11 protein-coding genes are annotated in these 13,547 nt (G+C 60.3%); 8 read left to right on the plus strand and 3 right to left on the minus strand.

The window, feature by feature from the left end; translation table 11 throughout:
• The first annotated feature begins 46 nt into the window (after nucleotides 1-46).
• From VFU66_RS09555 to VFU66_RS09565, 3 genes are all read left to right on the plus strand, one after another.
• Entirely contained in the window at nucleotides 47-955 is a 909-nt protein-coding gene (locus VFU66_RS09555) for a sigma-70 family RNA polymerase sigma factor (protein ID WP_326446015.1), read from the plus strand.
• 159 nt (nucleotides 956-1,114) lie between these two features.
• Nucleotides 1,115-1,228, plus strand: a complete 114-nt coding sequence (locus tag VFU66_RS09560; RefSeq protein WP_326446016.1) for an NAD-dependent epimerase/dehydratase family protein — start codon at nucleotides 1,115-1,117, stop codon at nucleotides 1,226-1,228.
• 38 nt (nucleotides 1,229-1,266) lie between these two features.
• On the plus strand, nucleotides 1,267-1,878 hold the full coding sequence (locus tag VFU66_RS09565; protein ID WP_326446017.1) for an SDR family oxidoreductase: 612 nt from the start codon (nucleotides 1,267-1,269) through the stop codon (nucleotides 1,876-1,878).
• Nucleotides 1,879-2,187: 309 nt separating this feature from the next.
• On the opposite strand, the gene VFU66_RS09570 is transcribed toward VFU66_RS09565, so the two are convergent.
• The 3 genes from VFU66_RS09570 to tssK form a co-directional block, all read right to left on the minus strand.
• Nucleotides 2,188-2,943, minus strand: coding sequence for a class I SAM-dependent methyltransferase (locus VFU66_RS09570; protein ID WP_326446018.1), 756 nt, complete (start codon nucleotides 2,941-2,943; stop codon nucleotides 2,188-2,190).
• Between the two features lie 372 nt (nucleotides 2,944-3,315).
• Nucleotides 3,316-6,234, minus strand: coding sequence for a glycosyl hydrolase (locus VFU66_RS09575; protein ID WP_326446019.1), 2,919 nt, complete (start codon nucleotides 6,232-6,234; stop codon nucleotides 3,316-3,318).
• 372 nt (nucleotides 6,235-6,606) lie between these two features.
• A complete protein-coding gene (gene tssK, locus VFU66_RS09580; protein WP_326446020.1) occupies nucleotides 6,607-7,962 on the minus strand; it encodes a type VI secretion system baseplate subunit TssK in 1,356 nt (451 codons plus the stop codon).
• Nucleotides 7,963-8,288: 326 nt separating this feature from the next.
• On the opposite strand from tssK, the gene tssB reads away from it, so the two are divergent.
• From tssB to tssA, 5 genes are all read left to right on the plus strand, one after another.
• Nucleotides 8,289-8,807: a type VI secretion system contractile sheath small subunit gene (tssB, locus tag VFU66_RS09585; RefSeq protein WP_326446021.1), complete on the plus strand. Its 519-nt coding sequence runs from the start codon at nucleotides 8,289-8,291 to the stop codon at nucleotides 8,805-8,807.
• Nucleotides 8,804-10,297: a type VI secretion system contractile sheath large subunit gene (gene tssC / locus VFU66_RS09590; RefSeq protein WP_326446022.1), complete on the plus strand. Its 1,494-nt coding sequence runs from the start codon at nucleotides 8,804-8,806 to the stop codon at nucleotides 10,295-10,297. Before tssB ends, tssC begins: the two co-directional genes overlap by 4 nt.
• A gap of 67 nt (nucleotides 10,298-10,364) precedes the next feature.
• Entirely contained in the window at nucleotides 10,365-10,838 is a 474-nt protein-coding gene (locus tag VFU66_RS09595) for an Hcp family type VI secretion system effector (protein ID WP_326446023.1), read from the plus strand.
• A gap of 151 nt (nucleotides 10,839-10,989) precedes the next feature.
• Nucleotides 10,990-11,718: a type VI secretion system accessory protein TagJ gene (locus VFU66_RS09600; RefSeq protein WP_326446024.1), complete on the plus strand. Its 729-nt coding sequence runs from the start codon at nucleotides 10,990-10,992 to the stop codon at nucleotides 11,716-11,718.
• Entirely contained in the window at nucleotides 11,705-13,540 is a 1,836-nt protein-coding gene (tssA, locus tag VFU66_RS09605) for a type VI secretion system protein TssA (RefSeq protein ID WP_326446025.1), read from the plus strand. Before VFU66_RS09600 ends, tssA begins: the two co-directional genes overlap by 14 nt.
• Nucleotides 13,541-13,547: the final 7 nt, after the last annotated feature.

Genomic DNA, 13,547 nt, shown 5'->3' on the forward strand with positions numbered 1-13,547 from the left:
CAACTCTATGGCAATGTCGGATTGCAGAATCATCTAAAATATTTGCATGCCGCAAGCGCCCAGCCTCGATGCCAGCAGCCTTGAGAGCGCTACAGCGATCTTCCTCGATTCCCGTTCTAGATTGTTCGGCATTGCCTATCGAATGCTCGGCGCTGTGGCAGAAGCCGAAGATGTTGTGCAGGAGGCGTGGTTGCGGTGGCAGAACGCTGATCGCAGGGCTGTGCTCGAACCTGTGGCGTATCCCGTCTCCGTGACGACCCGGATTGCGATCAACATCTCGCAATCAGCTCGTTCCCGTCGTGAGACATACATTGGGCCCTGGCTGCCCGAGCCGGTGGACACCAAGTCCGACCCAACACTTGGAGCGGAGCGCGGGGAAGCTCTTGAACTCGCTGTCATGCTCCTGCTGGAAAAGCTTGCTCCTGTAGAGCGGGCTGCCTATGTGCTGCGTGAGGCGTTCGAGTATTCGCACCGTCAGGTTGCCGCGGTGCTCGGAATGACGGAACCCAATGCCCGCCAGATCCTGACCCGTGCTCGTAAGCACATCGCTGGCGAACGTAGAGCGCCCGCCGGAAAAGTGGAGCGGGAGCGCCTGCTTCGCGCATTCATCACGGCGGCGCAGCGAGGAGAATTAGCTGATTTGGAAAGGCTCCTCGGCGCGGATGCCGCGTCGTACTCCGATGGCGGCGGAGTCGTACGTGCAGCGTTGGCGCCTATCCGCGGTCGTGAGCGAGTGGCGAAGTTCATTACATCGTTTGCATCGCACTTTTGGACGGGTGCCAGCGTCACCTGGGTCGAGGCGAACAGCGGTTTGGCCGCACTGCTTTCCCGTGATGGGCATGCCTATGCACTTGTTTCGATCGATGCGTCAAGTGAGGAGATTGATCGAATTCTGTGGATCATGAATCCCGCCAAGCTCACCTCGATCTCGGCCTCGATCGCAACCTCGATGTAACGCTCAAAGAGTTCCCGGTATCGGCCGTCTCTAAATAAAGGAACATCACCGTGTCACAGATCGTGTTCCCATCTTGTCCTTGCTAGTACACGCGGTTGACGTCACCTCAGGGGACGCGACCGGGACGATTCGCAAGAGCGAATGACGAAAGGACATGCCATGAAGATAGTCGTATTGGGCGGAAGCGGTCTCATCGGAAGCAAAGTGGTCCGGCTTCTTAAAGAACAGCATCAAGAGGTACTTGCGGCCTCTACCAGCACGGTTGAGTGCTGACGGGCAGAGGGATACCGGAAGCTCTGCAAGGTGCGCAGGTGGTCGTCGATCTCACCAATTCTCCGTCGTTTGAAGACTCCGCGGTGATGAACTTCTTTCAGACCTCCGCGCATCATCTGCTTCCGGCTGAAGCGGCAGCGGGGGTTCAGCATCATGTCGCGCTCTCGATAGTAGGTGCTGACCGCATGGTGAACCTGGGTTACATGCGAGCCAAGGTCATGCAGGAAAAGGCTATCGAGGCTGCGGGCGTTCCATACACAATCGTGCGAGCAACACAATTTTTCGAGTTCATCGGCAGCCTGGCTGACGCTGCAACCGATGGTCAAACCGTTCGCCTCTCGAACGTACTCATGCAGCCGCTCGCAGCGGACGATATAGCCAAGGCCATAGCCAGGATCGCACTGCAGGCTCCAAGGAATGGTCATATTAATGTCGCCGGACCGGAACGTCGCCAGTTGGATGATCTGGCAAGAGAACTTCTGAAGGCGAAGCATGATCCGCGTCAGGTCGTGACCGACCCGAGCCTTGGCTATTTCGGGGGACAGGTGCCTGAGAATGCCCTCGTACCTGACAACGACGCGCTGCTTGTGACAACGCGTTTCTCCGATTGGCTGGCCGACTCGCAGGCCGAAGTTGTGCAGAAGCGCTGAAATCTTTTCTTCCACATTCTCAGGCGAGTTGTGGCGATCTGAAGATCTCAGAAAAAGTCAAACCATCAACGGTCAGCCTTTGCCGCAAACCCGGTATTAGCGGCAAAGGCGCGCCCTCTTTGACGACTAGTCCTGGTTAGTCGGCTTATGTTGACTAATCATCAACGCAACTGTCGATAACAGGTCGAGGCATTCATCGAGAGCCCGGAATACCGTTGCCACGTTTCACTGAGTGGCTCGGTGATGATGCACTCGTTGAACCTCGCAGCCACCGATGCCTCTGCGGAGCCACAGCCACAGGAAAGGCGCTTATCGAGGTTGCGGTTTCTGTCCAACGAGGCGAAGAAGTCTCCCCGCTTGCCCCTTGTGGACGATGAAGCCAACCCGCACCATCGCATCGTTCAGCCAATCGATAGGCAGGCGCAGCTTACGGTAGTTGCTCTTTTCAAGTAGCCATTGGTGATTGACGCGGCTGTAGACCAGATCATGAACCATGACCGTATCTGTCCTGTCGAATTCCAGAAAGCAGGTCATGACTTTATCTTCATCCGCATAGACGGGAATGAAACGATCGAGCCCGGTAGCCTCGGCGCTAAGATCTCGGTAGCTGATTACAAATCTTCCACCGGGAACGAGGGCGTCAAAGACCGAGCCAAGAAGACCTTCGACAGCGTCCCTGGTCCCAAGGTGAGTGATCGTGTCCCCCATACAGACGATGGCATTCGCAGATGCTGGAGATACAAACTGGCCCAACTGCAATAAATCAGCACAAATCGTTTGGACGGGTAGCTCTTTCTGGTGAAGTTGAAGCTCCTTGAGAAGAGATTCGCTGGTGTCTAAGGCAAGCACGGGAGAACATCCCATCTCGGAGAGCGCAATCGTCTGGAATCCTGGGCCACTGCCTAGATCTACTGCTAATCCGAGCCCAGAATCGTCGGTCGCTGGCTGGAGCGCATCTGCCAGAATGGCCTTTTGCTCGGCTACTTTTGCCGAGAATGACATGCCAAACATCCATGTGTATTGCTTTGCGAGAAGATTGCTGTAATGGTCTTGAACGTCGCTCACAGGTGCAATTGTATCAATTGGTTATGCAAGAACATGGGGATATGGCCTTCTGCGTTGAACGCTGCTGGCTCTCGAATTAGGGTGATCCAATGAGCTTCGCCTTCAACTTCAACTGCGTATTTCAGGGCAAGGCACGTTTCCAGAACTGCAATGGTGGAATCGCGCCAGAGCAAATTTAAAGCGATCCTCCGCCAGATGTGGTTTGGGCCATTTGAGCAAAACGCAGATTCCCTTCGGGAATGACAAACAAAGGGGGCTATGCCTCAGAGGAGATGGCTAATAGTTATTTAGCTTTATAGCTAATAGCTATTTAAGACAAAAGCGGGTTCTCCGCCTTCGGCGAAGGATGACAACTGTTGGTTAGCAGATGGTCTATTTCGATCCTCCGGTCATGAGGCGGATGGTGCCGAGGATGCCTGAGGGGATGGGTTTGACCTTGTCGAGGTCCTGCATCTGGAAGCGGTCGCCGTATTTGGCGATGAGGGGTTTGTAGTCGTGAGGCGGGAGCGCGAACCAGGCGTTGAGGGCCGTGTTGTAGACGTGGATCTCGATGTGGTTTTTGCCGGGCTTGAGGAATTTCGATACGTCAAGGCTGTAGGGCGGGTGCCAGAGTGCGCCTGCTCGCTGGCCGTTGATGTAGACGATGGCCGCTTCGTGGATGGGTGGGTCGTAGTAGGCGTGCATGCCCGGGCCGGGGCGGGTGATGAGCGGGTTGGGCAGGCCGTTGGGTAGCAGAGCCGGGTGTTCAGGCGCGGAGTTGGGTGCACCGGGAAGGGGTTTGCCGCCGTCGATTTCGAGCGTGGCGTGGGTTTGGTCGGCGGCGAGGGTGACGTCGCGGGAGTAGATGGCTTCGCCGGAGTAGTAAAGGGTGGCGGGCGAGGCGGTCCAGTCGGTGAGGGTGGGTTCGGTTTGGGTTTGGTGAAGGCTGGTGAAGTTGACGCGCCAGTTGGTGGTGAGGTCGATGGAGGAGTCTGGGGTCGCTCCGACGTTATGTGTCGGGCTTTCAGCCCTCTTTGATCTTTGTGTGGTTGTTACCTGGGCCTTCGGCCCAGGCTGGTATGTGTCGGGCCGTTGGCCCTTGTTGGTCGTCGCTATGGGCTCGTCGGAGAAGATGAAGATGGCGGAGCCATAGGGGGCGAGGCTGGTGATGCTGCTCCTGCTGTCGCTCACGCTGGTTGGCGATGTGACTGTGCCATTATCGGGGTTCCACCGGCTGACGAATTTGTAGGTGGTGGCGAAGGTGGCGTTGAAGGTGACGGGTATGTTGCCGGTGTTGGCGACGAAGTAGATGTCGGCGTCGGGGAGTTTGCGGCGGATGAAGCCAGCGACTTCTTTGATGTGCTCGTCTGGGGAATTCAGTTTGAAGTCGGGTGGGGCGAGGTCTGCGAGGGCTTTGCCGAGGTTGGTGGCGTCCGGGACAGTGGGGATGAAGGCGGTCGCGGATTGGGTGAGCGGTTTGCCTTCGGGGTCGAGGGTGGGGGTGTGGCCGAGGGAGATGACTTTGCCTCCGGCTTGGACCCATGTGGAAATCTTGTGGAGAGTTTCGACGGGGATGCGGTCGGTTGGGGGCAGGACGAGGATTTGGTGGGTGCCGAGGCCGACGGAGTCGATGGCGTCGGCGTCGATGAAGTCGTAGTTATAGCCTGCGGAGAGGATGGCGGAGATCATCGGCGGGGGGATGAGGCGCTGCATGGCTCCGGTGACGGTGACGTGGCCGGGGGAGAAGCCGGCCCATGCGTCGTCGGTAGGGAGCAGGACAGCAACTTGATTTGCTGGTTTACCTTGTCGCAGCAAGTAGCTGATTCTGCCAATGTAGCTGGTGACGTCGGGCATGACCGGATGCCAGGGGTTGTGGTCGTTGAGGGCGGCGGCGGCGTAAAGCGACCAGCCGGGTTCGGGGACTTCGTTGTCTGGCGGAGAGTAGGGCCAGCCGTGGCACATGATCTGGTTTTCGCCCATGAGGAAGTCGGTGTCGGCTTCGGTCTTCATGTCGAGCGGGGTGGCGCGGAAGACGGGCGAGTGGAGCCAGGTGAAGGTCTCGCCCGAGGTGACGGTGTGGTTGAAGACGTGATTTGCAGAGGTGGCCCAGCGGAGTGTGGAAAACTGGCGCCATTGCGGGCCTTCGCCTTCGGCGAGCGCGACGAGGTTTTGGCTTGAAAAGCTAACTGCTGGTTCACCATACGTTTGCGAGCGAAACTTTGTGTTGTGCTCGATGGCCCAGTTATTGATTTGAGTCAGGTAGTTTTCGTTGATGAGTTTGGTCAGCGTCTTGCCCCAGTCGTGACGAACGCGCTCGGCTTCGGGAGTTCCTCCGGCGACGAGTTCGGGGAGATGGGGAATGAGGTCATAGCCGTTCTGCTTGAGGAACTCGGCGGGGAGGTTGGGGGTCCAGTCGGCCCCGTAGGCTTCGAGTGAGTCGGAGAAGATGGCGTAGGGTGGGGTGTTGCCGAAGGCGCGGACGAGTGGCTCGCCTACTTTTTCGAGATGGGTGGCGACGGCCTGGTGGCTGAAGGGATCGAGGACGTAGCCCTCGGCTCCGACGGCGGCTCGTTTGACCTGCTGGCGGGTGTGGCTGGCGATGAAGAAGAGGGCTACGCGGGGGTGGTCGGATGCGGGGAAGGTCGCTGTGTGATCGGCGATGGTGAGCGGCTTTGCGCTGGTGGGATCGAAGTCGGCTGGGCGGGGTTGGCTAAGGTGGCCTCGGCCGCGAGGGTGGGTTTCGGGCGGCAGGAGTTTGGCGTTGGCGATGGCGGCTGAGATGAAGGATTCGCCTTCTCCGAGCTGCGGTTCGGCGGCTGAGGTTGTGCTTGCGGGGACTTGGACTTCGGCGATGCGGAGGCGTCCGGCGGCTTCGGCGAGGGTGGTGTTGGGGCCGCCGTAGGGCCAGCCGCTGCCGAGCGTGACGTCGATGCGGAGACCGAGCTTGCGGCCTTCCTCCTGCGCGTAGCGAACGTCGTCGAGGAATTCAAGGGAGAGGAAGGGGAGATTTTTGAGGTGCTTCGCGGGGTCGTCGAGGACCTGCGGGTACTCGAAGGCGAGCTCGGCGCCCTGGATGCCGTCGGCTTTCATTTGCTGGAGTTCGCGGAGGATCTCGGGCTTCTGGACGGCAAGGCCGAACCACCACCAGCGAACCATGGGGCGGGACGCGGCGGGCGGATTCTGGAAGTTTTGCTCGATGGTTTTGACGGAAGTTTGTGCAGGAGAGATAGTTGCTGCTTGGATGAGCAGGAAAAATACCAGCAGTGCGCCGGAGGCAGTTGGGCGGCACTGCTGGCGGAGAGAACGTAGCATGAGCGGGACTCCTGACCGTGCCACGTTAGTTCATTTGGGAGAATGTTTCAAGGGGGGATTTCGAGTGGGAGGCCTAGCGCCGATTTGCGCCGATGGCCCCGATTTAAAAGCGGCCACGGATTTGCGCGGATGATCGCGGATTTGGGGTGCGGATGTATGGGCTTGGGGCGGGGCTTTTGGGTGGGTGGGAGAAATGCGCGGTCTCTCCACTGGGCGGCAAAGAGCGCCGCCTCCGGTCGAGATGACGTGCTCATATCGGCGCAGCCCGACGCGGGCCAAAGCGAAACGCGGATTCCCTTCGGGAATGACAAACAAAAGGGGGAACGGCAACAACAAAAGGGGAATGACAACTGTCCTGTGCTGTCGTACAGGCTACTCGGCGGAGGGGAGCAGGATGATGAGTTCCATGTTGGGGTTGGGGATGTCGGCTGGGGCGTAGACGGCGAAGTTGCGCGAGCGGACGATGGACTCCCAGACGGGGCCGGAGCGTTCGAGGCTGAAGTACTGGTATTTGAGCTTGACCGGGATGGCTCGCGGCGGGACGGGGACGTGCGTGGCTCGGAGGCCGGAGAGCGCCTGGCGGATGAGCTGCTCGATGTGGGTGGCCGAGCAGATCTTGGCGAGCTGGGGCACGCGGGTGATGAGGTCGGGCTGGGGCATGTCGGCCGAGATGGCGAGGTAGAAGCGCGTGTTCTCGAAGTACGAGTCTTTGTCGATGGCGGTGGCGTAGATGGACTCGCGCAGCGGCTTGAGCGGCAGAGCGACGAAGTTGCTGGGGATGACGGTTTCGAGCAGCTCGCGGAGGAGGGCGTCGAGCAGGCCGAAGCACTGGCCGAGCTGCTCGTGGTCGTAGCTGGGCAGGTCACGGGGTTCGACTTTGGGCGAGAAGGTGGCGAGTGAGCCGGCGAGTTCGAGCATCTGCATAAACAGAGCTTCGGGGTGGACGGTGGACGACTCGAAGAAGTGGCGTAGGGCGGGGACCTGGGTGTTGAGCGTGTAGAGGAGCCAGAAGTTGGCGATGTCGGAGGCGCTGAAGTCGGCGAGGGACTGGTTGCGCTGGCGGCGGGCTCCGGCGAGCTGGCTGCTGCGGGCGACGAGCAGCTCAAGCTGGCCGCGGAGGATGCCGGTGAGGTAGTCGCTGCCCTTGAGGTTGACCATGGGTGGGACGTAGCGGGGGTCGAAGCGGTAGGTTCCGGCCTCGGTCTTTTCGATGGCGGCGAGTGGAAGCAGGGAGGAGCCTTCGAGGTTTTCGCCGTCGGCGAGGATTTGCAGGTTCTTGCGGGCGAGCGAGACGGGCTTTTCGCTGGCAATGGAGTTTTCGTCGCGGAGCATTTGCAGCTCGGAGTAGAAGCGGGTGCTGGCTCCGCCGCGGTGGAGCGCGACGTTGAGGCCGCCGGGGCGCTGCTGGGGCAGGGCTAGATAGAAGATGCAGCGGGTGCGTCCGTCGCGGAAACACTCGTCGAGGATGCGGGCGCGGGGGGCGGGGTCGGAGGCGGGGATGTCGAAGAGGAGGCCGTCGGGGAAGATGCCGGTGGCGGCGGTGATGGAGAGGGAGCCTTCGCTGAGGGCGGCGGCGTCGAGCTGGAGCTGGTTGTATCCCCAGTGGCGGAAGGCGAGCGCCTCGACGTGGAAGCGGAGGGTCTCCTCGAAGAAGCGGTCCTGCGCCTGGAGGTGCTGCGGCGAGAGGAAGACGCCCTTGGACCAGATGACGGGTTGAAGCTGACGCATTGCGGCCGATCCTTCGTTTTGTGCCGGGAGTGATGCCGGGAGTATAGCGTTGTCCAAAGGCGCGTGCCAAACGACATAGGGTTCAGCGGAAAGATTTTAGCGTGGAGGCGGGATTTTGCCGCGTAATTCCAAAGTGTGATGAGGGGCTTTGATTTTTTGCACAGAGAAGCGGCTTTGTCGTGTAGTATTCCTTGACGACTTGGGTGTAGATTTTTATCTCACTCAACTGTTGCCCCTGGGAATGTTGTACCCAAAAGGTTTTCTCCCCCAACTCGTCCGTTCTCCTCGGATCGGTGAGTTCATTCTGCCCGTAAGGAGCCAAGGCTATGGCAAAAGAAAGTACGCAACACAAACTTGACAGAGTGCGGTCGCCGCGCGTTCACATCACCTACGATGTCGAGATCGGCGACGCGATTGAGATGAAGGAACTGCCCTTTGTGATGGGCGTGCTGGGCGACCTGACAGGGCAGCCGGAACAGCCGCTGGCCGCGCTGAAGGACAGGAAGTTCGTCGAGATCAATCCGGACAACTTCGACTCGGTACTGAAGGGGATGCAGCCGCATCTGGCGTTCTCGGTAGAGAACAAGCTGTCGGACGATCCGAACGCGGGGCAGGTGGCGGTGAACCTGAAGTTCGAGAGCCTGGACGACTTTTCGCCGGAGAATGTGGCCAAGCAGGTTGGGCCGTTGAAGGAACTGCTTGATCTGCGGACGCGGCTTTCGGACCTGCGCGGCAGCCTGCAGGGGAATGACAAGCTGGATGACGCCCTGTTTGAGGCGGTGTCGAACACGCAGTCGCGCGAGAAGCTGCGCGCGGAGCTGGGGAAAACCGGGGGTGAGAAATGAGCGCAGCGAAGGCCGCTACACAGGCGGCGGGTCAGACAACGGAGCAGACATCAGAACAGTCGCTGCTGGACCAGATTGTGGCCCAGGGGCGCTTCAACCGCGACGCGAGCACGATGGAGCGTGGACGCGACATGGTGAAGGAGTTCGTCGCGCAGGTGCTCGACGGACAGATGACGCTGAGCCGCGATGCGGAGGCGTCGATTCAGGCGAGGATTGCGCAGATCGACAAACTGATCTCGCTCCAGTTGAACGAGGTCCTGCACTACCCGGCGTTCCAGAAGCTGGAAGGCACGTGGCGCGGCATCAAGTACCTGATGGACCAGAGCGAGACCAGCGAGATGCTGAAGATCAAGGTGCTGAACGTCTCGAAGCGCGACCTGCTGAAAGATTTGCAGCGCGCGCCGGAGTTCGACCAGAGCGCCCTGTTCAAGAAGGTGTACGAAGAAGAGTTCGGCGTCTTTGGCGGCGCGCCGTTTGCGGCGCTGGTGGGCGACTACGAGTTCGGCAAGGGGCCGGAGGACATTGAGCTGCTGGAGAGGGTGTCGCAGGTGGCCTCGTCGGCGCACGCTCCGTTCCTGTCGTCGGCTACGTCGGACCTGCTGAACCTGTCGAGCTATACGCAGTTGGGCTCGCCGCGCGACATCGGCAAGATCTTCGACTCGACCGAGTATGCGAAGTGGAAGTCGTTCCGGCAGTCGGACGACTCGCGCTATGTGGCGCTGACGTTGCCGCACATTCTGGCGCGTCTGCCCTACGGCAAGGACACCAAGCAGGTGGATGCGTTCGACTATGAGGAAGGCGTGGATGGCAGCGACCACTCGAAGTATCTGTGGGGCAATGCGGCCTACGCGCTGGGCGCGCGGTTGACAAACTCGTTCGCTAAATACGGCTGGTGCGCGTCGATCCGCGGCGTGGAAGGCGGCGGACTGGTGGAAGGTCTGCCGGCGCACACGTTCCGCACGGACGAGGGCGACGTGGCGCTGAAGTGTCCCACGGAAGTGGGCGTGACCGACCGGCGCGAAAAAGAGCTTGCCGATCAGGGCCTGGTTCCGCTGGTTCACTGCAAAGGTACCGACTATGCGGCGTTCTTCAGCGTGCAGACGGTGAACAAGCCGAAGCTGTACGACAAGGAGGCGGCGAACGCGAATGCGCGTCTCTCGGCCCAGTTGCCGTACATTCTGGCGATGTCGCGGTTTGCGCACTATCTGAAGGCGATGATGCGCGACAAGATCGGGAGCTTCATGACGCGGCAGGACTGCGAGAAGTTCCTCAATCAATGGATTTCAAACTATGTCTGCAACGACGACAACGCCTCGCAGGCAGCGAAGGCAAAGCTTCCACTGAGAGAAGCCGCGATCCAGGTGTCGGAGATTCCTGGAAAGCCCGGGGCCTATCGGGCGGTCGCGTTTTTGAAACCGCACTTCCAACTGGACGAGCTTTCGGTATCGCTGCGTCTGGTTGCTGATCTCCCGGCCTCCGCGAGGAAATAGTCGTCCGGATTGAACGGATGAACGAATTAATAACCACTGGCTGTACGTATTGAAAGGAGCAACTCCGATGGCAGTTGATTATTTTCTTAAGCTTGACGGCATTCAGGGCGAGTCCCAGGAGTCGAACCATAAGAATGAGATCCAGCTACTGAGCTTTTCGTGGGGCGCGTCGAATGTGTCCTCGGTGGCGGGTACGGGCGGTTCGGGCGCGGGCAAAGTAGACCTCTCTGACTTGAGCGCGATGATCTATTTCGACAAGTCGACGCCGAAGTTTTTCAAGAGCATCTGCAAGGGCACTCATATTCCGACGGGTACGCTGACGGCGACCAAGGCGGGAGCAGAGAAGCCGTATCTGAAGGTGGACCTGAAGGAGCTGTTTGTGACGTCGCTGCAGATCTCGGCGTCGAGCGAGATTCCGAGCGTCAGCGTTTCGTTTACCTACAACGAGATCAAGATCGACTACAGCACGCAGGACGAAAAGGGCAACCTGACCAGCACGGGACCAGTCACCTGGAACCTGAAGGAGTCCAAACTCACCTAGTGCCCTGAGTCCGAAGTTGTTTCCATCAGCGGAGATTTCGAACCGCAGGTCCTTCGATTGCGTTTGCCGAAAAAACCGGCAAACTCCGCTCAGGATGACAAGGTTATTTATGTTGTGAACTTCAGACTCGGGACACTAGCAGGTTACAGACATGGATGCCCTGTCGCTTTATCGTGCTGGAGAGTTGCAGCCAGCCATCGAGGCGCTTGGCCAGGAGTTGCGCAAGCAGCCCCTGGACACCAGGCGCCGCACTTTTCTGTTTGAACTGCTTTGCTTCGCCGGCGAGTACGACCGCGCGGAGAAGCAGTTGGACATCCTTGCCGATGCGAGCAAGGAGGCGGCCGCCGGATCGCTGGTCTACCGGTCGGCGCTCCACGCGGAGCGGACGCGGCAGGAGATGTTCGCGCGCGGCGAACTGCCGATGCAGTCGGCGCATCCTTCGCCCGCGGGCGAGTGGAACGGCAGCGGATTTGAGGGGCTTGCCGATGCGGATTCGCGCATCGGAGCGAACCTGGAGGTCTTTATCGCGGGTAGCTACACGTGGGTGCCGTTTGCGTATATCGAGTCGGTGGAAGTAAGCGCGCCGACGAAGTTGCGCGACCTGATGTGGGCCACGGCGATTCTGCATCCGACGTCGTCGTTCCGGTTGCAGGACATCGGCGAGGTGCTGCTGCCGGTGCTCTCGCCGCTCTCGTGGCGCTCGGCCGACGACGCTGTGCGACTGGGGCGGACGACAGTGTGGGAAGAGGATGCAAAGTGGGAGGCTGTCCCGCTGGGGCAGAAGATGTTTGTGAGCGGCGATGAGGAGTTCTCGCTGCTGGAGCTGAGAAGCCTGAAGTTTAATTCTTCCGTGGAGACGGGCCAAAGTGCCACTGCGTGATGACCTGCTCAATCCGATTGACGGCGACAACCCTTCGGGGAAGAGTCTGCGCTATGAGCGCGTCTACGACCAGATCAAAGAAGCGCGCACGGAAGACGACGAGAGCATTCCTTCGGGTGACTGGCAGCGTCAGGCCAAGAAGGCCGACTTTGCGCTGGTGATCAAGCTGGCGGGCGAGGCGCTCGCTACCAAAAGCAAAGACCTGCAACTGCTGGCGTGGCTGACGGAAGCGCACCTGAAGCGCGAAGGCATCGCGCTGCTGGACCCTTGCCTGCAGATGTTTTTGAAGATGCAGCAGGAGTTCTGGGAGACGCTGTATCCCGAGATTGAAGACGGCGATGTGGGGCTGCGGGCCGTGCCGGTGGAGTGGACGGCGAACCGCGTGGCTGCACTGCTGCGCGAAGCTCCTCTGACGTCATCGAAGCTGAATTTTTTTGAGTATAAGGAGTCGCGTTCGGTTGGGTACGAGGCAGACGCGGCGAACAGCGAGACGAAGGCTGCGGCGCGCGAGCTGGCGATTGCCGACGGCAAGGTGACGGGCGAGGATTTCGACACGGCGGTGGTGGCGACGCCGAAGTCGTTTTATGTGGGACTGGAAGGCTCGCTCGACAGCTCGCTGGAGTCGGTGGAGGCTCTGCAGCAGTTCTGCGAGGGGAAGTACGGTGACGATGGACCGAGCTTCAGCAAGCTGCGGTCGGCGATTGAAGAGGTGCGGCAGGTGGTTGGCGCGCTGCTGAATGAGAAGCGCAAGACCGAGCCGGATGAAGGCGCTGAAGTCGTCGAGGAAGAAGCGGCGGAGGAGACTGTCACCGAAGAGGGGGCGGCGGCGGCTACACAGGCTGCTCCGAAGAAAGGCAAGTCGCTTGCTGCGGAGCCTGCGGACTGGGACGATGCGGTGGCGCGGGTCAACGTCTGCGCCGCGTTTATGCGCACGCAGAATGCGTATAGCCCGGTGCCGTATCTGCTGCAGATGGCGGTGCGGTGGGGTGAGTTGCGCGAGCAGGGAAGTTCGCCTTCGTATGATTTTCTGGTGGCGCCTTCAACTGCGGTGCGGCAGACGCTGAAGCGGTTGGCGGCGGAGTCGAACTGGGAGGAACTGTTGACGGCGGCGCTGGCGGCGGCGGGCGCTCCGTGCGGGCGGGCGTGGCTCGATGTGCAGAGGTATCTTTGGACGGCGAGCTACAACGGCGGCTACTCGATGCTGGCGGAGACGGTGGCGGCTTCGCTGCGGTCGCTGCTGCGGGACTTTCCCGAGATGCGGAACTGGACGCTGGACGATGACACGCCGACGGCGAATCCGGAGACGCAGGCGTGGCTCGATGAGATGGTGGTGCTGAAGGCGGCGGAGATCGTTCCCGTCGAAGCCGCGCCGGAGGCTGCGTTGGAGCCGGTCGAAACCGAGTCCGGCTTCAGCATGGATACGCCTACGTCCGAGGAGGGTGAGGCGCACGTGCCGGACGCGTATGAGCTGGCCGAACAATTTATGCGGCAGGGGCAGGTGGAGTCGGCGATTCAGTTGCTCGCGCGCGACGCGGCGCAACAGCCGAGCGGACGGATGCGGTTCCAGCGGAGGATGCAGGTGGCGCAGCTTTGCATGGCGGCCGGGCTTGGAGAAGTTGCGCACCCAATGCTGGAACAACTGGCGCGCGAGATGGAGCAGCGCAAACTGGAAGAGTGGGAGGCTGGTGAGATTTTGGCGCAGCCGCTGGCGCTGCTATTGAAGTGCATGGAGAAGACCTCGAATGGCACGGCGGACAGGGCGGCTATCTTCGCCAGGCTTTGCCATATTAACCCTGCCGCGGCGATCCATCTGTCGCGCTAGCATTCCG

This window comes from Edaphobacter sp., from assembly GCF_035763405.1.
GTDB lineage: Bacteria > Acidobacteriota > Terriglobia > Terriglobales > Acidobacteriaceae > Edaphobacter.